20 protein-coding genes are annotated in these 20955 nt (G+C 63.5%); 6 read left to right on the forward strand and 14 right to left on the reverse strand.

Annotated elements, in window-relative coordinates:
• Window position 1: 1 nt before the first annotated feature.
• The 4 genes from NKH29_RS26445 to NKH29_RS26460 all read right to left on the reverse strand — a co-directional run bounded on the left by NKH29_RS26445 (window position 2) and on the right by NKH29_RS26460 (window position 4387).
• Window positions 2-556: a hypothetical protein gene (locus NKH29_RS26445; protein ID WP_353000933.1), complete on the reverse strand. Its 555-nt coding sequence runs from the start codon at window positions 554-556 to the stop codon at window positions 2-4.
• A gap of 4 nt (window positions 557-560) precedes the next feature.
• Window positions 561-1040: a DUF3828 domain-containing protein gene (locus NKH29_RS26450; RefSeq protein ID WP_353000935.1), complete on the reverse strand. Its 480-nt coding sequence runs from the start codon at window positions 1038-1040 to the stop codon at window positions 561-563.
• Window positions 1041-1145: 105 nt separating this feature from the next.
• Entirely contained in the window at window positions 1146-2795 is a 1650-nt protein-coding gene (locus NKH29_RS26455; protein WP_023717177.1) for an ABC transporter substrate-binding protein, read from the reverse strand.
• Between the two features lie 41 nt (window positions 2796-2836).
• Window positions 2837-4387 carry a trimethylamine methyltransferase family protein gene (locus tag NKH29_RS26460; protein ID WP_353000937.1) on the reverse strand — a complete coding sequence of 517 codons (1551 nt, stop codon included), beginning with the start codon at window positions 4385-4387 and terminating at the stop codon, window positions 2837-2839.
• A 91-nt stretch (window positions 4388-4478) separates the two neighbouring features.
• Between NKH29_RS26460 and NKH29_RS26465 the strand changes: the two genes are divergently transcribed.
• Window positions 4479-5381 (forward strand): LysR substrate-binding domain-containing protein, encoded by a 903-nt coding sequence (locus NKH29_RS26465; RefSeq protein ID WP_023717175.1) that lies wholly within the window; start codon window positions 4479-4481, stop codon window positions 5379-5381.
• Between the two features lie 20 nt (window positions 5382-5401).
• Here the strand turns inward: NKH29_RS26465 and NKH29_RS26470 are convergent, their stop codons facing one another.
• Window positions 5402-6391, reverse strand: coding sequence for a zinc-dependent alcohol dehydrogenase family protein (locus NKH29_RS26470; protein ID WP_353000939.1), 990 nt, complete (start codon window positions 6389-6391; stop codon window positions 5402-5404).
• A gap of 103 nt (window positions 6392-6494) precedes the next feature.
• On the opposite strand from NKH29_RS26470, the gene NKH29_RS26475 reads away from it, so the two are divergent.
• Together NKH29_RS26475 and mutL are read left to right on the forward strand one after the other, a co-directional pair.
• Window positions 6495-7397 (forward strand): LysR family transcriptional regulator, encoded by a 903-nt coding sequence (locus tag NKH29_RS26475; protein WP_352791205.1) that lies wholly within the window; start codon window positions 6495-6497, stop codon window positions 7395-7397.
• 602 nt (window positions 7398-7999) lie between these two features.
• Window positions 8000-9859: a DNA mismatch repair endonuclease MutL gene (gene mutL / locus NKH29_RS26480; protein ID WP_353000941.1), complete on the forward strand. Its 1860-nt coding sequence runs from the start codon at window positions 8000-8002 to the stop codon at window positions 9857-9859.
• Window positions 9860-9893: 34 nt separating this feature from the next.
• Here the strand turns inward: mutL and NKH29_RS26485 are convergent, their stop codons facing one another.
• Window positions 9894-10712, reverse strand: a complete 819-nt coding sequence (locus NKH29_RS26485) for a hypothetical protein (protein ID WP_353000942.1) — start codon at window positions 10710-10712, stop codon at window positions 9894-9896.
• Window positions 10713-10780: 68 nt separating this feature from the next.
• Window positions 10781-11674 carry a DMT family transporter gene (locus NKH29_RS26490; RefSeq protein ID WP_353000944.1) on the reverse strand — a complete coding sequence of 298 codons (894 nt, stop codon included), beginning with the start codon at window positions 11672-11674 and terminating at the stop codon, window positions 10781-10783.
• Between the two features lie 111 nt (window positions 11675-11785).
• On the opposite strand from NKH29_RS26490, the gene NKH29_RS26495 reads away from it, so the two are divergent.
• Window positions 11786-12691: a LysR family transcriptional regulator gene (locus tag NKH29_RS26495; RefSeq protein WP_353000946.1), complete on the forward strand. Its 906-nt coding sequence runs from the start codon at window positions 11786-11788 to the stop codon at window positions 12689-12691.
• A 234-nt stretch (window positions 12692-12925) separates the two neighbouring features.
• Window positions 12926-13159 carry a DUF2093 domain-containing protein gene (locus tag NKH29_RS26500; RefSeq protein WP_353000948.1) on the forward strand — a complete coding sequence of 78 codons (234 nt, stop codon included), beginning with the start codon at window positions 12926-12928 and terminating at the stop codon, window positions 13157-13159.
• Between the two features lie 260 nt (window positions 13160-13419).
• On the opposite strand, the gene lpxK is transcribed toward NKH29_RS26500, so the two are convergent.
• The 7 genes from lpxK to epmA all read right to left on the reverse strand — a co-directional run bounded on the left by lpxK (window position 13420) and on the right by epmA (window position 20190).
• Window positions 13420-14448, reverse strand: a complete 1029-nt coding sequence (lpxK, locus tag NKH29_RS26505; RefSeq protein ID WP_352481287.1) for a tetraacyldisaccharide 4'-kinase — start codon at window positions 14446-14448, stop codon at window positions 13420-13422.
• Window position 14449: 1 nt separating this feature from the next.
• The gene (gene waaA, locus NKH29_RS26510) at window positions 14450-15766 is read right to left on the reverse strand and encodes a lipid IV(A) 3-deoxy-D-manno-octulosonic acid transferase (protein ID WP_023717167.1); all 1317 of its coding nucleotides are present in this window, start codon (window positions 15764-15766) and stop codon (window positions 14450-14452) included.
• Window positions 15763-16542, reverse strand: a complete 780-nt coding sequence (locus NKH29_RS26515) for a lysophospholipid acyltransferase family protein (RefSeq protein ID WP_023717166.1) — start codon at window positions 16540-16542, stop codon at window positions 15763-15765. The genes waaA and NKH29_RS26515 overlap by 4 nt, the downstream gene beginning before the upstream one ends.
• A 5-nt stretch (window positions 16543-16547) precedes the next feature.
• A complete protein-coding gene (locus NKH29_RS26520) occupies window positions 16548-16793 on the reverse strand; it encodes a DUF4170 domain-containing protein (protein ID WP_353000951.1) in 246 nt (81 codons plus the stop codon).
• A gap of 74 nt (window positions 16794-16867) precedes the next feature.
• Complete coding sequence (locus tag NKH29_RS26525) at window positions 16868-17674, reverse strand: 3'(2'),5'-bisphosphate nucleotidase CysQ (RefSeq protein WP_353000953.1); 807 nt, start codon at window positions 17672-17674, stop codon at window positions 16868-16870.
• Entirely contained in the window at window positions 17661-19004 is a 1344-nt protein-coding gene (locus tag NKH29_RS26530) for a TldD/PmbA family protein (RefSeq protein ID WP_352818332.1), read from the reverse strand. Before NKH29_RS26530 ends, NKH29_RS26525 begins: the two co-directional genes overlap by 14 nt.
• 139 nt (window positions 19005-19143) lie before the next feature.
• Window positions 19144-20190, reverse strand: coding sequence for an EF-P lysine aminoacylase EpmA (epmA, locus tag NKH29_RS26535; RefSeq protein ID WP_353000955.1), 1047 nt, complete (start codon window positions 20188-20190; stop codon window positions 19144-19146).
• A 114-nt stretch (window positions 20191-20304) separates the two neighbouring features.
• Between epmA and efp the strand changes: the two genes are divergently transcribed.
• Window positions 20305-20871, forward strand: coding sequence for an elongation factor P (gene efp, locus NKH29_RS26540; RefSeq protein ID WP_023717161.1), 567 nt, complete (start codon window positions 20305-20307; stop codon window positions 20869-20871).
• Window positions 20872-20955 lie beyond the last annotated feature (84 nt).

Genomic DNA, 20955 nt, shown 5'->3' on the forward strand with positions numbered 1-20955 from the left:
CTCACTCACACTGGTATTGGCTGAGCGCCCATTCGCCTGTCACCGAGAGCAGGTCCGATATCTTCCAGTCGCCGTCGACCTTTTTGAGCTTCCATTCCAGCCGGTGCGGATTGCCGGAGGCGACGAAAGCGACAACGACCTTGGCCTGGTCGCCCTTGACCGCTTCGATGGTCTTCAGGCTCTTGTCGATCTCCGCCTCGTCGTATTCGGCATTGTCGAGCGCCATGTTGGGATCGAGGCACTCGCCCTGCCCCGACTTCCGCAGCGCGTCGCTCTTGTCCAGCACCGACTTTGCCGGATCGGTGAAATGGCCCCGCTGAGCCGGATCGACCTCGAGCCTGGCATGCTCGTAGAACGGCTTCACCACCGCCGTCGGCGAGCCCGGCTGCACGGGTGCGGCCGGTGCGTTTTCTGCCGGCGACTCTGCCGGCGGAGGTGCCGCGTTGTCGGCCGGCGCGTCTGCGGGCGGCGCGCCCAACAGGCCCTGAGCGGCGGCGCTGCTAAATCCGGCCAGCAGGCACGCAGTCGCCAGAACCCAGGGACGGCAGCGGAGCACGGCATCACTCCGGGGTCTGCCCGGCCAGACATTCGAGCGCACTCAGCGTCCAGCCGCTGGTCTTCGAGGTGATGTCGGCGACCTTCCACTGGCCATCGATCTTCCTGAGTGACCAGACCATTTCGCGTTTGGAATCATCGCCTTCCGGGAAAAGGCTGAACCTCGCCGTCACCTCGGCGCTGTCGCCATCCAGCGTTTCGGCCAGCGTCAGCGTCTTGGCCACGGTCTTCTCGTCATAGTCCTGCGCATCGAGACCAGGGGCGAAGTCGATGCAGGGAACTTCATCCGGATGGTTCTTTGCCGCGTTGTCGTTCAGTTCGAACAGTTTCGTCACCGGCGCGGTGAAGCGGTCGCGATATTGCGCATCGGCCTCGAATTTGACCGACGGGACATAGAAGAACTTCACGGCGTTGGCAGCAGGGCCGGCAAACGCGGCCGCCGGCAAGGCCATCGAAAGCGCGGCAACAAAAAGTGGCAGTTTCATGCGTGTCCCCGATTGTTCACTGACGGAAGCTATCAGTACCACGCATCTTGCCTGTCGGCTTTCTTGCGGTCCATGAAATCCTGCAACGCGTCCTCTGCTGGCAACTCAGGCGTTCAGCCAGACGTTCTGGAGATCCATCTCGAAGGTTTGGTGGACAGCGTAGTTCTTCACCTTCTCGTTCATGTGGCTGAACAGCTTCTGCCAAAACGGCTGAATGATGACGCCCGAATCCTGGAGGATCTGCTCGATGTCCTTCATGACCTCGCGGCGCTTTTCCACGTCGATGAGCGAGAGAGCCTGCTTGAGCTTGGCGTCGAAATCAGGATTCGAGTAGCCGGTTTCGTTCCAGGCCTCGCCGGTGCGATAGCCCAGCGCCAACACCTGGACGCCAAGCGGGCGCATGTACCAAATGGTCATGGAATAAGGATATTTGGTCCAGTCGTTCCAGAAAGTCGAACCCGGCAGCACGGTGCGCTTCACCTTGATCCCGGCGTCGCGCAACTGGCCGGCAATAGCGTCGCCGGTATTCTTTTGCCAATCGTCCTCGACGGTGATCAGTTCATGCTCGAAGTCGGCCTGCTTGGCCTCGGCCATCAGCTTCTTGGCGCCCGCGGCGTCACGTGTCTTCTTGGGCAGCGCGAAGTATTCCGGATGAATCGGGCTGACGTGATGGTTTTCACCAACAGTCCCTCGCCCGGCATAGCCAAGTTCGAGCACCGCCTGGTTGTCGACGGCCATTTGCAGGGCGTTGCGGACGCGCTTGTCGTCGTAGGGCTTGTGCGTGACGTTGGTCCGGGCAACGAGCGTGGTCGCTGTCGCGACCTCCGATTTTACCAGCCCCATCTTGTCGAGGATGTCTATGAAGTCGGCGGGCGTCTCGAAGTTGAGATCGATTTCGCCGGAGTCGAATGCATTTATCGACGCGTTGAAATCGGTTCCGTAGTCGATGAATTCGACGCCGTCGAGAAGCGCTTCACCGCCCCACCATTTGCCAGTCTCCCGACGCTTGACGACCGCTTTCTGGCCGACCGAATAGGACACCAGTTCGAACGGCCCGGTGCCGATCGGCTTCTCGATCGGATTGGCGCCGTCGGCGTCGAAGTTGCGATGGACCACGAGCGCTGGATAATCGGTGAAGTTCGGGATCAGCGAGATGTCCGGTTCGTTCAGCTTCAGCTTGACCGTGTTGTCGTCGACCTTGGTGATCGCGCCATCCCTGGCCTTGCCGGTTTTTGCGTCGATCAGCGCACCGACGCGCGCGGCCATGGAATTGCCGGCGGCAGCCTTTTCGCACCAGCGCGTCAGATTGTAGGCCACATCATCGGCGCCGAAAGCATCACCATTGGTCCAGGTGATGCCCTTGCGCACATGCAGCACATATTCGGTGGCGTCGTCATTGACCTCCCAGCTTTCGAGCAAAACCGGCTCGAATGTGAACTGGCGGGTGTAGCGGACAAGCGGCTCCAGCCAGCAGCGTGAAATGTTCGCAAGTTCCACCCAGTCGTAGGTGCGCGGGTCCTTTTGTGCCTTCACCGACATCGAAACATGCAGCGTTCCGCCTTTCTTCGGCTCTTCAGCCAAAGCCTGTTCCGGCACAGCAAGACCGATCATGCCGTAAGCAAGAGCTGTCGATGCGCCGAAAGCGCTTGCCAGAGCCAGAAACTCGCGCCGATCCACATGACCTGCACGCGCTTCGCTGGCCATCGCTTCGATGGCGCTCGGCACGCGATCACCATTGCTTCTGAAGAGTGTCATTTTTTCCTCCGTTATGGTTCCCATCGGGTCTTCGCCCGTTATCAACTAACGCTGTCCGGTAGTTTCTCCTCGCGCCGCTCAATCAAATCTTTGAGACCATCGGCGATGCCCTCATCGAGCTTCGGCTCCTCATAATCGGCGAGCATGTTGCGCGCTTTCTCGCGGCCGCGGGTGTCGTGGTCCTTTGCTCCTTCCGCCTTCCACTGTTCGAACGAATTGAAGTCCATGATGCTCGGTATGAAGAAGGCGGACTCGAAATGCTGGAGCGTGTGTTGGGTGCCGAGGAAATGGCCCTGCGGTCCGACCTCGCGGATAGCCGCCATAGCCTCCTTGAAATCGTCGAATGGCAGCCCGCCAGCATATTTGTACCAGCCGACAAGCTGCTCGCAGTCGGTGGCAAATTTCGAATAGCCGCAGGTCAGGCCGGCCTCGAGCCAACCGGCGGAGTGCCAGATGTAGTTGGCGCCGGCAAGGATGGCGGCATGCATCAGCATGTTCGCCTCGTAGCCCGCCTGGGCGTCGTTCAGCTTCGAACCGACATGGAAACCGGACGTGCGCCACGGCAGCCGATACTTCCGCGCCAGCGCGCCCATGAGATACATCATCTGGGCCGCCTCCGGCGTGCCGCCCATGGGAGCGCCGGTCTTCATGTCGACCGTCACCATGAACTGTCCGTAGATCTGCGGCGAACCCGGACGCAAGAGCTGTGTGAACGCGACGCCCGCCAGCGCTTCGGCATTGACCTGCGCGACCGCACCGACTGCAGAGGCCGAAGTCGAGGCGCCGCAAAGGGCGAAGGGCGCGAGGATCAGCGGCTGGTTGTGGCGCGCATAGACTTTCATCGCGTCCAGCATGGTGGCATCCCAGACCAGCGGCGAATTGCAGTTGGTGATCGCCACCAGGACCGGGTTGTCGCGGACATAGTCCTCGCCGAACACGATGCCTGCCATCGCCATCGTGTCTTCGGCTCGATCTTTGGAGGTCACGATGCCCATGAACGGCTTGTCGGAGTGCTTCAGCGCGGAATGGATGATGTGGAGGTGACGCTTCGGCACCGCGATTTCCATCGGCTCGCAGATGATCGAGCTCGACGAATGCAGCGCCGGCGCCATGTAGGCGAGCTTGTGGAAATTGTTGAGGTCGGCGAGTGTGCCGTAGCGCCTGTTGTTGTCGAGGTCGCGCACATAAGGCGCCCCGTACATCGGCACGAAGATGGAGTTGTTGCCACCCACACGTACGGAACGCTGGGGATTCCTCGCATTGAGCGTGAACTCCGACGGGACCTTCGAGACGAGGTCCATCAGCAGGGCGCGGTCGATCCGGACCCTTGTCTCGGAGACATCGGCGCCCGCCGCCTTCCACATTGCGATAGCCTCGTCGTCGCGGAACTCGCATCCTACCTCTTCGAGGATGCTGAGCGACTCCTGGTGGATGAGCTCCACCGCCTCGTCCGGGACCATCTGATACACCGGAATCTTGCGAACCAGGGTCGGAAATGACGCTACGGGAGCTCCCCGCAGCGCCTTGCGCCCCAGGCGGCCACCCGCGCGACGATTGGTATGTTCGCTCACTTCAACGGCCGGTGCGTTCATGGAGGCTCCATCTTCCTGTCTCGATCAATCTAGCCAGACAAAATGCAGCTGTGACGCTGGAAAATCCTGATCTCTTGTATAAGCTCAGCTTATGCGAAGCTTGCGCCATCTGCTGCCCTCGGCCGGCAGCCTGATCGTTTTCGAGGCCGCCGGCCGGCTGTCGAGCTTTACCGCCGCCGGGCGGGAGCTCGGCATGACGCAGGCTGCCGTCTCCTATGCGATCCGTGGGCTCGAGGAGCAGCTCGGCGCCAAACTCTTCCAGCGCCGCCACCGGCAAGTCAGCCTTACCGAGGCCGGCGATCGCTTTCACGCCGACGTCTCGCTCGGCCTGTCGCACATCCGCAAGTCGGCGGAAGATCTGCGCCAGATCGCCGTCGGCGCTCACGTGACGCTCGCCGCCTCGACCGCATTCGCCTCGTTCTGGATGATGCCGCGCCTGCAGCAGTTTCGCGACGAACTGCCGGGCATCGACCTGCGCATCCAGACCGCGGACCGCGATCTCGACATCATCGCCGAAGACATTCCGCTCGGCGTCCGCGGCGGCGAGCCCAAGGAATGGCCGGATTATCATTCGCTGCCGCTGGCCGATGAAGTGATATTCCCCGTCGCCGGCGTTAGTTATGTGGCCCGGTTCGGGCTGCCGGCGAACGTGAAGGACCTTCCATCGCATCGTCTCATTCATCTCGAAGAGCCGTTTCGCGAGGCCGCCAGCTGGGACGAATGGTTCGCCTCGGCCGGTGTCGACATCGCCGATGCCGGGCGTGGCTTGCGCATCAACGACTATGCGCTGGTGATCCAGGCAGTCATGGAAGGGCAAGGCATCGCGCTCGGCTGGGGTCATCTCGCCGAGCGGCTGCTGGCATCAGGGCTGCTGGTGCGCGTCACCGGCCACACAATGACGACCGGCAAGGGCTTTCATGTCATCTGGTCGAGGAACCGCGAGCTCAGCGACAACGCCCGCAAGGTGCGGGACTGGCTGGCGGCGCAAGCGTGAGGCTATCCCACAATGCCCGGTCAAACCGTCACGACGATCTTGCCGAATTGTTCGCTCGACTCGAGATAACGATGCGCCTCGACGATCTGATCAAACGGAAAGGTTCTAGCGATTGCGGGCTTCAGCGAACCCGATTTCAGTCCATCAAGGATGAATGTCTTGGCGGCCTGTAGCCGGGCCGGATCGCGCACGATCTCGTGGACGAGATAGCCGCGCAGCGTCAGCGTCTTGCCTAGCACTGCAGGTAACGGAAAAGGTGTCGGGTCGGGGCTCAAGCCGCCATATTCGATGAGAATGCCACCCAGTGCCATCGCTGCCGTCAGAGGCTCGAAGATCGGCCCGCCGACCGCGTCGAACACCACGCGCACGCCGTCCGGGCCGGCGATTTCCTTCAACCTGGCTTCCAGATCCACCTCTGCCGAGGCGATGACGTGGGCCGCGCCGAACTGAAGCAAAGCCCGCGTCTTGGCAGATGTCCGTGTGACCGCGATCGGGGTCGCGCCAACCAGGTTGGCAATCTGGATCGCCGCCAGTCCGACGCTGCTCGACGCGGCAGTGATAACGACAAAGTCTTCCCTGCCGAGTTTGGCAATGTCGATCAGCGCCCCGTAGGCGGTGAGATATTGCATCCACGCAGCGGCGGCCTCTTCCCAGCTCAGCGATGGTGGATGCTTGACGACGAGCTCGGCGGGATATGTGGCAATCTCACCATAGGCAGGCCAGCGGGCCATCGACACTGGCGGCACGATGCTGACGGCATCGCCCGGCGCAAACCCGTCCACGCCTTCGCCGACCGTTTCGACGAGGCCAGCGGCCTCAAGCCCAAGACCGGAAGGCAACGGCGCGGTTTGGATATATCTGCCTGAACGCAGCAACGCCTCGGCCCGGTTCAGACCCAACGCCTTGACACGGATCTGGATCTCGCCTCGTCCCGGCGCAGGCATGTCGACATTCTCGATGCGCAGAACCTCGGGACCACCCAGCTCATAAAAACGAACGACACGCGCCATCGGTCACAACTCCAAAATATTTGCACTGAATGTGCTATGCCAGCGGCAATCAGGCGGATAAATAGCCGCTTGAGTAGATCAGTGGAAACTGTGGGTTTTGAATATGGATCGCCTTACGAGCATGGCCGTGTTCGTCAAAGCCGTCGACCTGGGCTCGTTCGCGGCTGCGGCGGCGGCTCTCGATCTATCCGGGCCGATGGTCGGCAAGCATGTCCGGCTTCTCGAGGAGCGCCTGGGCGTGCGCCTCATCAACCGGACCACGCGCCGCCAAAGCCTGACGGATTTCGGGCGCGCCTATTATGAACGCTGCCGGCTGGTGCTTGCCGAAGCGGAGGCCGCGGATGCACTCGCCGCCGACCAGCTTGCCGAACCGCGCGGAAAGCTGCGCGTCCTCATGCCGGTGCATTTCGGCCGGCGCTGCGTTGCCCCAATCCTGTTCGGGCTTGCGCAGCAATATCCGGCGCTGGAACTTGACCTGTCGTTCAGCGACGCCCTCGCCGACCTCGCCGAGGACGGCTGCGACCTTGCCATCCGAACGGGCGATCTGGAGGACCAGGCCGGGGTGATGGCGCGGCGCGTCGCGCGCCAGCACATGGTCGTCTGCGCGTCGCCATCCTATCTCGACAGGCACGGCCAGCCGCAGGCGATAGATGACCTCGGCAGCCATCACGCGATCATCTACCGCCGTTCCGGGCGTGCCGTTCAGCCGTGGCTGTTTCCACGCAATGGCCAGCCTGCGACGGAGGTCAGGCTCGCTGGCAGATTGCGGCTCGACGATCTCGATGCCATCGCCGATGCCGCGGCCGCCGGCATGGGGCTCGCCTGGCTGCCATACTGGCTGGTTCGCCAGCGCATTCAGGCGGGCGTACTTGTCCCGCTATTGCCGGAACAGCCGAGGTTTCTCTATGACGCCCATGCGCTGTGGCTGCAGACGCCACATCTGCCGATGAAAGTCCGCCTTGCCGTCGATGCACTGGCGGCAGCGCTGCCCAAGCTCATGAGTTGAAGGCACGGTCGCGGTCAGCTGCGTGGATTTCCTCGAGAACGACCCGACGATTGAACAATAATCTATATGGTAAGATTTCGAATATACAGGAGGTAAACCAGAACAACTGTTAGCGATATCGAAATAATCGTCCAAATAGTGAACAAAATTACTCTTGCAATACGACTCTTTCGACGCTGTATCCATCGAGCGAAGTTTACCATTAAGTAATCTAGGATGACGTCCAAATGTCGCCTCCAACGGCCATTCGCTTCAGATTTTGGCCTTCGCCCGACTAAATCCACTAAGTCAATTGGGGGCCAAGCCCATTCACTTCAACAATATTCCTATCTCTACATCGTGGCGGGACAGCACCCCCCTCTGGCCTGCCGGCCATCTCCCCCGCAAGGGGGGAGATTGGCGGTTCATGCGTCCCGCCAACCTTTGAGACATTGGAGACTGGCGGAGGCCGAGGCGACATCCGATCTCCCCCTTGCGGGGGAGATGGCCGGCAGGCCAGAGGGGGGTGGGACGGAGCGCAACGGAGCAGTCTCCCTGCCTTGCAACAATCAACGCTATTCTCCCCCTCCCGCATCGGCCACGAATCCGCCTATAGTGCTTCCATGTCCATCCGCCAGCTTTCCGAAACGATGATCAACCAGATCGCCGCCGGCGAAGTCATCGAGCGTCCGGCAAGCGTGGTCAAGGAACTGGTCGAGAACGCGCTCGATGCCGGCGCCACGCGTGTCGAGATCGTCACCGCTGGTGGCGGGCTGAACCTGATCCGCGTCAGCGACGACGGCTCGGGCATTCCGGAAAAGGAACTGGCGCTGGCGATTGCGCGCCATTGCACCTCCAAGCTCGCCGACAACATTCACGACATCCGCTCGCTTGGCTTCCGCGGCGAGGCTTTGCCGTCGATCGGCTCGGTGGCGCGGCTGTCGATCCGCTCGCGCACCGCATCAAGCGAAAACGCCGCCGAGATCGGCATCGACGGCGGCCGCGTCTCCGCCGTCAGGCCCGCCGCGGCCAATCGCGGCACCACGGTCGAGGTGCGCGACCTGTTCTTCGCCACGCCGGCGCGGCTCAAATTCATGAAGGGTGAGCGCGCCGAAGGCTCGGCCATCGGCGACGTGGTCAAGCGCATCGCCATCGCCTTTCCCGCCGTGCGCTTCACGCTGGCCGGCCCGGACCGCTCGACGCTGGAGCTGCCGGCGACCGAGGACAGCCCGGAAGGCCGGCTGCGCCGGGTGGCACAGGTGATGGGCGCCGACTTTCCCGACAATGCGATCGCCATCGACGCGGTGCGGGACGGCGTGCACCTCGCCGGCCATGTCTCGGTGCCCTCCTTCACCCGCGCCAACGCCCTGCAGCAATATGCCTATGTCAACGGCCGCCCGGTGCGTGACAAATTGATCGCCGGCGCCATTCGCGGCGCCTTCGCCGACGTGCTGCCGCGCGACCGCCATGCCGTCACCGTGCTGTTCCTGACGCTCGATCCGGCGATCGTCGACGTCAACGTCCATCCGGCCAAGGCCGACGTGCGCTTCCGCGATCCGGGGCTGGTGCGCGGCCTGATCGTCGGCGCCATCCGCGAAGCACTGGCCCATGCCGGCATCCGCGCCGCCACCACCGGGGCCGCCGGCATGATGGCAGCGTTCCGGCCGGGCGCGGCATCCTATGCGCATGGCGGGCCGGCCAACGGTCACCGCAGCTACGAGGCCGCCTATCGGGCATCGGGCTTTGCCGGGTTCGACCCTGCCCGTTCGCCGCAGCGGCCGCTCGATATGGGCTCTGCAAATGGCGGCTTCGGCGAGGACGAGCAGGCGGCCTTCGACGCCGGCCCACTGCACAGTGCCGACGCGCGCGCCGGACAGGATCAGGCGGCAGAGACGCTGCTCGGCACGGCCCTGGGCGCGGCGCGCGCGCAAGTGCATGAGAACTATATCGTCGCCCAGACCAGGGATTCGCTTGTCATCGTCGACCAGCATGCGGCGCATGAGCGACTGGTCTACGAGGCCTTGAAGAACGCCCTCCACTCACGCGCGGTGCCGTCGCAGATGCTGCTGCTGCCCGAGATTGTCGATCTGCCGGAAGAGGATGCCGAGCGGCTTGCCATGCACTCCGAGACGCTGGCCCGCTTCGGCCTCGGCATCGAGCGCTTCGGCCCAGGCGCCGTTGCGGTGCGCGAGACGCCGTCGATGCTCGGCGAGACCAACGTCCAGCAGCTGGTGCGCGACCTCGCCGACGAAATCGCCGACAATGACACGGTCGACACGCTGAAGGAGCGGCTGGACAGGATAGCCGCGACCATGGCCTGCCACGGCTCGGTACGTTCCGGCCGCCTGCTCAAACCGGAAGAGATGAACGCGCTGCTGCGGCAGATGGAGGCGACGCCTGGCTCCGGCACCTGCAACCACGGCCGCCCGACCTACATCGAGCTCAAGCTGGCGGATATCGAGAGGCTGTTCGGGCGACGGTAAGCATTACCTGGGCAACGCCAAGCGAGGCACCCGCTCAATTCGCCAATTGATGATACTTCTTAGTTTTAAGAGAGAAAACATAGTCCATTGTATAGCCAGCGCCGCCGCCACGAAAGTTTACTGAAATGACCTCGGCGATTTTTTCCGTCTGTTTTTGAACATTCATGTAGATTGGCGTCATCAGCATTCCCGCGTCGCAATTGTCGTCATCGAACTCGATCTCTTGATAGACTTTCTTGCTTCGCTTGCCGATGACTTGCAATTTTCGCATGCAAATTCCGGCTTCGGTTTTCGCGTAGATGCCTGAAAACCTGTCGGTGTCGGTCTGCGCCCAGAACGGGATCTCAACGGTTCCGTCAATCTTCCCGTCGCCGGTATCGTCCAGGCTCGCAACTTTCTTGAGCGTGACGGGATGTTTGTCCGCACCCTTGCTCCAGGTTCCTGTTGCGCCGCTTTCACCAATGTCGAGAGAAAATGGGCATCCACCGGTGTCGACGGGCGTTTTCGAACCCATGACCAGCACCCGGTCGAATTCCTTGTCGTCCGCAATCTCGCAAAGGGATACGCTGGTGCCGTTGATCTTGCCGTACACTGCTATCGGGCTTTGCTTCGCGTCGTAGAAATAGCTCCCCTCGACCGTAATCCCGCTGCCGAAACTGTCATTCCTCTGCAGCGACAGATGGACTGGGTTAGGCCCAATGAAACCTTCGTAGTTTTCGATCTGATACCAACCCGCGACGGCATTTTGGCTGAACAGCAACAAGAAAAAAATTGCGGAGATAAACTGCATTCCCATGTCGACCCCTCGCCACGCTTCGCAAACGCAATCAACATAGACGCCGGTCTGGCTCATGTCTGCATCGCAATGGTCGTCAGTAACGGCCCATGGTTTGAGTCGGGAAAAAGCTTCAATTCTCTGAATCACCTCCTCAAATTCACCACGATGACGCCGCCCAGCGCCAGCGCCCCGCCGATTATGCCGAGCAGCGTCGGCACCTCGCCCAGCCAGAAGAAGCCGATCAGCGTCGCCACCGGCGACACCAGATAGAGGAAGTTCGATGCGCGCGCCGCCGGCAGCCGGGAAAGTGCTGTTGCCCAGGCAGCGTAGGCGATGAGACTGGGCACGATGCCGAGAAAGATGACGGCGCCGAGCCCGGCGGTATCGGCGACCGCTGCCTGCGCCAGACCGCTCGGCAGGAATGGCGACAGGCAGAGCGCGCCAAGCACCATGTTCGAGGCCGAGATGGTCAGCGGGTGGTGGCGACCAAACAGCGGCTTCTGAACGATGGTGTTGACGGCCGAGCACAGCGCCGAGCCGAGGACAAGCAGCGCACCATTGTTGAAATGCAGCCCCTGCCCCTCGCCCATGGCGATGATGCCGATACCGGCGAAGGACAGGAATGTGCCGGCCCAGGCCAGGCCTGAGAAGCGTTCGCCGAGCAGCGCCATGGCCATGATCGCAGTGAAGATCGGGCTGACATTGATGATGAAGCCGGCCGCACCTGCCGAAACAGTCAGCTCGCCGAAATTGAGCATCACCGTGTAGAGCGCGACGAAGACGGCACCACCGAAGGCAAAGCGCCAGAGTTCGTCGAGCCTGGGCAGCGCCGGCCGCTTGACCGCGAGGAAGATCGCCGCCGGAACCGCGGCGATGGCAAAGCGCAACGCGCCGAGTTCCAGCGGCCCGAAGGCGGCAAGGCCGGCGCGGATCGCCGGAAAGGCGGAGGCCCAGCCGACCACCGTCAGCGCCACCGCGATGGCCGCCGTGGCATCCATACGCTGTGTCGGATTCAACGTTCCGGTATAGATGCTCATCTCGGTGTCCTCGCGATCCAATGCCATGAAGTAGAGAAACGCTATTGCGCGTCGATTGACAAACGAACAAATCGAGTATCACCTGTGACTATGGATCACAGCTCAGACTCGATGCTGCCGCTTGAAACCCTGCGCGCCTTCGATGCCGCGGCGCGGGCAGGCAGCTTTTCGGCGGCGGCCGAGAAGCTCAACATCACCCATGGCGCCGTCAGCCGGCAGATCGCCAAGCTCGAGAACTGGCTTGGGCTGAAAGTCTTCGATCGCGGCGCGCGCGGCGTCTCGCTGACCGTCGAGGGCAATCGCCTGCATCTGCGCACCACCGAAGCCTTCGCCCTGATCGCCAGCAATTCGGATCGCTGGGTCGAGCCGCGCGGCACGGCGGTGGTGCGGCTGACCTCGATCCCCTCGGTCAGCGGGCTGTGGTTGATGCCGCGCATGGCGGCGCTGGAGAACCACCCGTCCAAGCTGCGCATCGTGCTCGACGTCGACATCCGCCAGGGCGATCTTGCCGACGAGGGCATCGACCTGTCGATCCGCTGCGGGCGCGGCCGCATTCCGGGCCGGATCTCGGTGCAGCTTTTCGAAGAATATGTGTTCCCGGTCGCCTCGCCGGAATTGGCCAGGGAGATCGGCCGCGGCGATCCGGCCCGGCTGCTCGAATTTCCGGTGATCAACGATTCCGACGCTTCGGCGTGGCGCGCCTGGTTTGCGGCGCAGGAGATGGACTATCGGCCGCGGCCGCACGACCGCCGTTTCGAGGATTACAACCTCGTGCTCGACGCCGCCGCGCACGGGCTCGGCATTGCGCTGGCGCGTCCGCCATTGACGGTGGACCAATTGAAATCGGGCCGCATCGTCGCCGTGGACGAGCGCGGTGCCCTCAGCCCGATATCCTACTGGCTCGACCGGCCGCTGGGGCGGCCGCGCGCCGCGGCAGCCGAACTTGCTCGTCGCATCGCAGTCCAGGCCGGGCTGCCAGCGGAGAGGATCGAAGAGTTTATCATCGCCGAAGAATGAGATGCCTGAAGCGCGTCGCGTTCGACCGGCCTCATGCGACGCGCTTCAGGTTCTTGTGTTTATGCATGTCGTTATCGCAAAACCGCTGCACACTTTTGCGCGACATGCATTGGCATCCGCTTTGCCGGCTTGTTCGAGCAAGTGTCACCAGAAACAGAGGCAGGCAAAGCCAACCAAGCTTGACCTCGCCGCAATTTGTGGCGATGACATCGTCATGAATTTCGGCTCCACCCCATGATGAACCGTTTCGAAGGCCCCGGCGGCAAGGAAGCCCGCATCCGCTATCTCGACGGCGACTTCCAGGTGACTAGCCCCGGCGCCTTCGTTCGCTGTGCGGTGACCGGCGAGAGCATCCCGGTCGACGAGCTCAAATATTGGAGTGTCGCCAGGCAGGAACCCTATCTGAATGCCGCTGCATCATTGCGCCGCGAGATCCAAGCGCATCCGGAACTGCGCCGCCGACGGTAGTCTGACGCAAATGCAAGTCGCCCCGTTGCGATCCTTCGCGCGCCGTCTCCTGCCGCGACGTCAAGCCAGCGACACCGAAACCTTAGAAGTTATCTTGAAATAAAAAACCCGCCTCGGGGCTCGAGGGCGGGTCGTCGGCGAATCATCACCATACCTAAATTACTAGCATAGCTGCCGGCACAAAGCAAGAACAAAATACACTCGACCCGCGGAAAGATGCAAATTCCAGTCCCCACATCGCCTCGGTCTCAAGCTGCCGGTCAGCCTTTAAGCCTGCGCTGCCGCCAGGCATCCAGCGTTTCGTCGATGATGCGTTGCGGCACATGGTCGAGCTCGAAGACGGTGTCGATCTCCAGCACATCGAGCCGGTCGAGGAATTCCGGCGGCGCTGCGCCGTGACGCAGGCGGGCAGCATCCTTGGCAGTGGTAATCAGGCCAAGCCCGGCTTTACGTGCCGTCGCCGCCAATTCGGCAAGCTCGTCCGCGCTGTAGAAATGATGGTCAGGAAACGGTCGGGTCAGCGCAAGCTCGCCGCCGGCCTCGGCTACGGTGTCGAAAAACTTGTCGGGATGGCCGATGCCGGCGAACGCCAGGAACCGCCTGCCGGCCAGCGTCACCGTGCTGCTCGGGGCGGTGTGCGCCTCGAAGATCGGCCTGCCGGCGCGCGCTGCCTGGCGCACGACCGTATCGGCCGCGGTGCCCTCGCCCATCTTCAGCAAGCCGCTGGTGAAGACCAGCTGGTCGACGATGTTCGCCCGTAGCGGTCCGCCGGGGATGACGCGGCCATTGCCGATGCCATGGCGCGCGTCGACGACGACCAGCGCATAATCGATGTGGATGCGCGCGCTCTGAAAACCGTCATCCATGATCAGGAAATCGCAGCCGAGCTTCTCCAGCAGAAGCCTGGCGCCGGCGGCCCGGTTCGGCGTCACCGCGACCGGCGCATGTTCGGCCAGAAGCAGCGGCTCGTCGCCGACATGCTTGGCGGCGTCATGGTGCGGATCGACGATATGTGGCTGCGCGAAGGAGCCGCCATGGCCGCGCGACAGGAAACCCGGATTGAGCTGCATGCGCCGGGCCTGCTCGGCCAATGCGATCGCCACGGGCGTCTTGCCGGTGCCGCCGACCGTGAAGTTGCCGATGCAGAGCACCGGCGCCTCGACTTTTTCGCGCGGCGCGTGCCGCATGCGGCGACCGGCGATAAGCGCATAGATGGCGGAAAGCGGTGACAGCGCCATGACCCGCCAGTCCGGCTCTTCCCACCAGAAGGGCGGCGCTTCCGAGGTCACGTCAGCGCCCGTTCGCGCCCTTCAGGCGCGACTTGACAACCAGCGGCTGGATATAGGGCTCGAGCGACCTGAGCGTATGTGCCAGCGCACCGCGCATCTCGTCGACGGTCGCCGCACCCGCCGCCATCATTTCGTGACGAGCCACCTCGTTGGTCAAAAGGAAATTGACGGCGCCGGCCAGCATATCGCGGTCGCGCACCAGCTTGGCGCCGCCACTGTCGAGCAGGCGCTGATAGGCCTCGCGAAAATTCTGGACGTTGCGGCCGGCAAGCACCGCTGTCTCCAGCATGGCCGGTTCCAGCGGGTTTTGGCCGCCCTCGGAAGTCAGCGAACGGCCGACAAAGGCAATTTCCGTCAGCCTCAGATAAAGCCCCATCTCGCCGATCGTGTCGCCGAGCAGAATATCGGTATCGGCGGTGATCCTGTCGCCCTTGCTGCGCTGCGCCAGCTTCAGGCCCATGCCGGAAATCTGGGCGGCCAGCTGCCCGGCGCGTTCGGGATGGCGCGGCACGATGATCGTCAAAAGCCCGTGGTGCCGCTTGTGCAGCATGGCGTGAACTTCGGCCGCGACCGCCTCTTCGCCGTCATGGGTCGAAATCGCCGCCCAGGTCGGGCGAGCGCCGATCTGGCGTTTCAGCGCCGCCAGTGCCCGTTCGTCGGCCGGCGGCGGCGCGGTGTCGACCTTGAGATTGCCGGACACGGTGACCGGCCGGGCGCCGAGCGAAAGGAAGCGCTCGCCATCGAGATCCGACTGGGCGACGACATGGGCGAGATTTTCGAACAATGCTTCGGCGATGTTGGCGCGCTTCTTCCAGGATTTGAAGGAGCGGTCGGACAGCCTGCCATTGACCAGAACCTGCGGCACGCGGCGGGCGCCAAGTTCCAGGATGGTCATCGGCCAGATCTCCGATTCGGCGATGATCGCCAGGTCCGGTTGCCAATGATCGAGGAAGCGGCTGACCGCCGGCTTGAGGTCGAGCGGCACATATTGGTGGATGATGCGGCCGCCCAGCCGTTCTTCGGCGACCTGCGCCGAGGTGACGGTGCCCGTCGTCAGCACGATGTTGACGCCGTAGTCGAGAATGCTCTCGACCAGCGGCACGACGGCGATGGTCTCGCCGACGCTGGCTGCATGGATCCAGATCACCGGGCCTTCGGGGCGCTCGCGTCCGGCGACGCCGTAGCGCTCGCGCCGGCGAATGCGATCCTCCTTGCCTCTGGATGTGCGCCAGGCGACATAAGGTCCGACCAGCGGGTAGGCGGCGGCCCCGGCGAAGCGGTATGCCGTCAGGAAGGCGCGCGCCCAGCGCATACTCATTTCGAACCGTCCACAAGGCGATAGGCCTCGGCGGTCGCGGCATTGAGCGAGGCCGTGACCTCCTGGCGCTTGCGTTCCATTTCCGCGGCGTCTGCGTTGGCCGGCACGAAGACAGGCGTGCCGACGACAATCGAGGAGCGGCCGAAGGGCAAGTTGATCGTCGTCTTGTCCCAGCTGCCCTCGATCACCTTGCGGCGGCTGGTGGCAATCGCGGCAGGCAGGATCGGCCGGCCGGACAGCCGCGCCAGGAGGACGACGCCGAGCCCCGCATCGCGCGGCGTGCCGTGGGGAATATCAGCAATCATGGCGACATTCTTGCCGGTGGCGAGCGACTTTTTGAGGGCGATGAGCGCCTTGGCGCCGCCCTTGTCGAGATGCCTTGCGCTTTCGCGCCCGCCAGAGCCGCGCACCGCCTCGATGCCGAATTTCTCGACCATCAGCGCGTTGAGCTCGGCATCGGCGCTGCGCGACACCATGGCAACCAGTGGCCGTCCCTTGGGATAATAGGCCGGCGTCAGCAGATGCTGGCCGTGCCAGAGCGCGATGATGCCAGGCTCGAGCTGCGCATAGGCGCCGCCGGAAAACTTCGCCGATCCGTCGACCATGCGGTTGGTCAGGCGGACAAGGCGGACGAAATACGCAAACAGCGCGGCAAGCGCATTCTTGACGAATCGCGACTGCGCCAGCGGTTCGCGGATCTTGCGCCAGAACGTCTTCGGCTTGCGACGTCTGACCGCCGACCGCGGGGCTGATCGCTTGACCGCTTCATGGTTCATCGATGTCAACCGGCAGCCTTGTTTTCGGGGTCGAGCAGGCGGTGCAGGTGAACGACGAAATAACGCATATGGGCATTGTCGACGCTGGCTTGCGCCTTGGCCTTCCAGACGGCGTGCGCCGATTGATAGTCGGGATAGATGCCGACGATATCGAGCGCGTCGAGATCGCGGAATTCAGCGCCGCCCAGCTTCTTGAGTTCGCCGCCGAACACCAGGTGCAAAAGCTGTTTCTTTCCGTCTTCAGCGGCCATGTCGATCCTTCACATATCGTGAGTTTGGGACAGGTCTAGACCAAAGCCGCCGACTTTGGAACTATTGATGATGGTCAATTGTCCAGCCCGGCAATGACGCCGGCGAGCACGGCGAGGAGTTCGCCGCTGCCGGCGGCAAGCGCGCCGTGGCGGATCACTTCGCCGGCATAGAGCGGCGCGCGGCCGTGCCGATCGAGCACGGCGCCGCCTGCCTCGCGCAGGATGAGGTCGGCCGCGGCGATGTCCCAGTCATGCGCGTTGGCCTTGACGAAGGTGGCATCGAGCTGGCCGCCGGCGATCATCGCCAACCGGTAGGCGAGCGAGGGAATATAGGGCACGCGCTTCAGCCGTTTGTGCCATTTCGCCGGCATCAGGTCGATCATCGCCTTCGGTCCGGCGATTTCGGCCGTTTCCGACGGCGGACGCACGCTGATGCGCTTGCCATTCAGGAACGCGCCCTCGCCCGGCAGCGCCCAATAGATTTCGCCCTTCGCCGGGCAGTCGAGCACGCCGGCAAGCGTTCGGCCGTTCTCGACCACCGCGACGCTGACGCACCATGTGGGCAGCCCTTCGAGGAAGCCGCGCGTGCCGTCGATCGGATCGACGACGAAGGTGCGGCGCGCGATAAGCCTTACCGGGTCGTCGACGGTCTCCTCCGACAACCAGCCATAGTCCGGCCGGGCCGCCAGCAAGGTCTCGCGCAGATATTTGTCGGCGGCGTGATCGGCTTCGCTGACCGGCGAGGTGCCGCCCTTCATCCACACCTGCGGATTGTTGTTGAAGTACTGCATGGCGATGAGCCCCGCCTCGCGGGCAGCGTCGCGCAACAGCTCCAGGTCTTCAGTAGCGCCGGCCGAGACGGCCGGGTCAAGCTCCGGCAAGGGTCATTCCTTCGATCAAAAGCGTGGGTGCGGCAGTGCCGAAATTGCGGTCGAGATCGCTCGCCGGAACCATGTTGAGGAACATCGTCTTCAAATTGGAGGCGATGGTCACCTCGGCAACGGGATAGGCCAGTTCACCGTTTTCGATCCAGAACCCTGAAGCGCCGCGGCTATATTCGCCCGTCACCATGTCGACGCCTTGGCCGAACACTTCGGTGACGTAGAAGCCGGTCTTGAGCGACTTGATCAGCTCTTCCGGCGTGCTTTCCCCCGGCTCGATGGCGAGATTGGTCGACGATGGCGTGACCGACGAGCCGCTGCGCGAGCCGCGCCCATTGGTGACGAGGCCGAGTTCCCGCGCCGCCGAGGTCGACAGGAACCAGTGGTTGAGCACGCCCTTGTCGACCATGAACAATTTCTCGCCCTCGACGCCTTCGCCGTCGAAGGGGCGCGAGGCCTGGCCGCGGCGCCGGAGCGGCTCGTCGGTGACGGTGATTGCGGCCGAAGCCACCTTCTTGCCCATCATGTCGCGCAGAAAGCTGGTCTTGCGCGCCACCGCGGCGCCATTGATGGCACCGGCGAGATGGCCGGCAATGCCGCGCGCGACGCGCGGATCGAACACCACGTCGACCGGCCCGGTCGCCGCCTTGCGCGCGCCAATGCGGCGTACGGCGCGCTCACCGGCCTTGCGGCCGATGTCTTCCGGCGCGTCGAGATCGGAAAAATGCTGGCGCGAGGAGAATTCGTAATCGCGCTCCATGCCGGTGCCCTCGCCGGCGATCACGCTGGTCGAGCGCGAAAAGCGCGACGCGACATAATGGCCGACAAACCCATGCGAAGTGGCGAGCACAAGGCCGCCGAGCCCGGCGCTGGCGCCGCTGCCGGCCGAATTGGTGACGCCCTTGACGGCAAGCGCCGCCGCCTCGGCGGCAAGGGCTGCTTCCTTCAACTGGTCCGCCGATACCTCGGTGGCGTCGAACAGATCGAGATCGCGCGGCTTTTTGACCAGCAAGGCCGGATCGGCGAGACCCTGATAGGGATCTTCGGGCGACACTTTGGCCATGGCGACGGCGCGCTCAGCCAGCATATTGGGGTCGGATGCCGCCGTTGCCGAAACGCTCGCCACGCGTCTGCCGACGAAGACGCGCAACGAGACGTCCTCGCTCTCGGACGCCTCTGTGCCTTCGACCTTGCCAAGCCGCACCGACACACCGGTCGAGCGGCCGCGCACGGCAACCGCATCGGCGGCATCGGCCCCGGCCCGTTTGGCAGCCTCGACCAGGGCCGCGACGCGATCGGTCAGTTTCGCTGCGTCGAGCGTATCGGTCATGCGCATAATCCTGTTATTTCCGGCCGGCTGAAGGGCAGCCGCTGCTGCACCATCTATTGTCCCGGTGCGGCTTCTGCAATGGGAGAAGGCGCAAAGCGGTGTCAGGCGGGTGAGCGGCAACGGCGAGATCGACAATCCCTCAGGAAGCGGCCACCGGCGTCCAGATCACGTCGTCGATCCTGAGCGCGCCGGTGGCGAGCATCACCAGCCGGTCGAAGCCGAGCGCCGCGCCGCTCGCTTGCGGCATGATCGCGAGCGCGGCGAGGAAATCCTCGTCGATCGGGTAGCGTTCGCCATAGACACGCTGCTTTTCGTCCATTTCGGCGGCAAAGCGCTGGCGCTGCTCGGCCGGATCGGTCAACTCGCCAAAGGCGTTGGCGAGCTCGACGCCGCAGCAATATAGCTCGAAACGCTCGGCGGTGCGCGGATCGTCGGCGCTCGGCCTGGCCAATGCCGCCTCCGAGATCGGATATCCGAAAAGAATGGTGGCGCGCCCCTGCCCCAGCACCGGTTCGATTTTTTCGACCATCACCCGGCTGAACAGGTCGGCCCAATTGTCGTCGGGCGCGGTCCGCAATCCGGCCTGGACCAGGGCGGCATGCAATCCCGCGCGGTCGGTGGTGCCATCGGCTGCAATCGTCGCCAGCAGATCGATGCCGGCATGGCGCATGAAGGCTTCGGCGATGCTCAACCGTTCCGGCTCGGCGAACGGGTCGGCCTCGCGGCCGCGGAAGCTAAAACGCTTTGCGCCCGCCCGTTCGGCCGCCAGCGCGACGAGCTCGGCGCAATCGCGCATCAGGCTCTCATAGGTCTCGCCGACGCGGTACCATTCGAGCATGGTGAACTCCGGATGGTGCAAGGGGCCGCGCTCACGGTTGCGCCACACAGCAGCGAGGCTGAAGATGCGCTCCTCGCCGGCGGCAAGCAGCTTCTTGCAGGCGAATTCCGGCGAAGTGTGGAGGTAGAGCGGCTGGCGCTGCCCGTCCGGCCCGATCGCCTCGGTGGCAAAGGCCGACAGATGCGCTTCATTGCCGGGCGAGATCTGCAGGGCCGATGTCTCCACCTCCACGAAGTCACGGCGGGCGAACCAGTCGCGCATGCCGACGGCAATGGCGTTGCGCAGGATCAGCCGCGGCCGGCGGTCGGCATGGACATGCGGCGTCCACCATGGCGAAGCGGCGGTCATCGGCTTCAGGCGAATTGCACAGAGGGCTGGCGATTGCGGCCAAGATGCGCTAGGCCGCACCCAACGGCCTCTCCAGCCGATTTGCGCCAACAAATTTTATCAGGATGGAAACCCGTGAAGGTCATCGCCAGCTCCTTACGCAAAGGCAACGTCGTCGAAAAGGACGGCAAGCTTTATGTGATCCTCTTTGCCGAAAACATTCATCCTGGCAAGGGTACGCCGGTCACCCAGCTCGACATGCGGCGTATCTCCGACGGGGTTAAAGTTTCCGAGCGTTACCGCACCACCGAGCAGGTCGAGCGCGCCTATGTCGAGGAGCGCGAGCACACTTTCCTCTACCAGGACGGCGAAGGCTTTCATTTCATGAACCCGGAGAGCTACGACCAGGTGGCGGTGCCGGAGAGCGTGGTCGGCGACATGGCGCCTTATCTGGTGGAAGGCATGCCGGTGCAGATCTCGCAATACAACAGCATCGCCATCTCGCTGGTGCTGCCGCAGCGCGCCACTTTCGAGGTGGTCGAGACCGAGCCGGTGACCAAGGGCCAGACCGCGTCCTCGTCCTACAAGCCGGCAACGCTGTCCAACGGCGTGCGTACCCTGGTGCCACCACACATCAGCGCCGGCACCCGCGTGGTGGTGATGACGGCGGATGGCGCGTATGTCGAGCGCGCGAAGGATTGAGGCGCGAAGCCTGAAACGCCACGCCGAAAGTTCAAGGCGGCCGGTCATCGTCCAGCGCCTTGCGCCAGGGGCTTTCGAGCATTG

It is taken from the genome of Mesorhizobium sp. M1295 (genome assembly GCF_040318135.1).
Classification (GTDB): Bacteria; Pseudomonadota; Alphaproteobacteria; order Rhizobiales; family Rhizobiaceae; genus Mesorhizobium.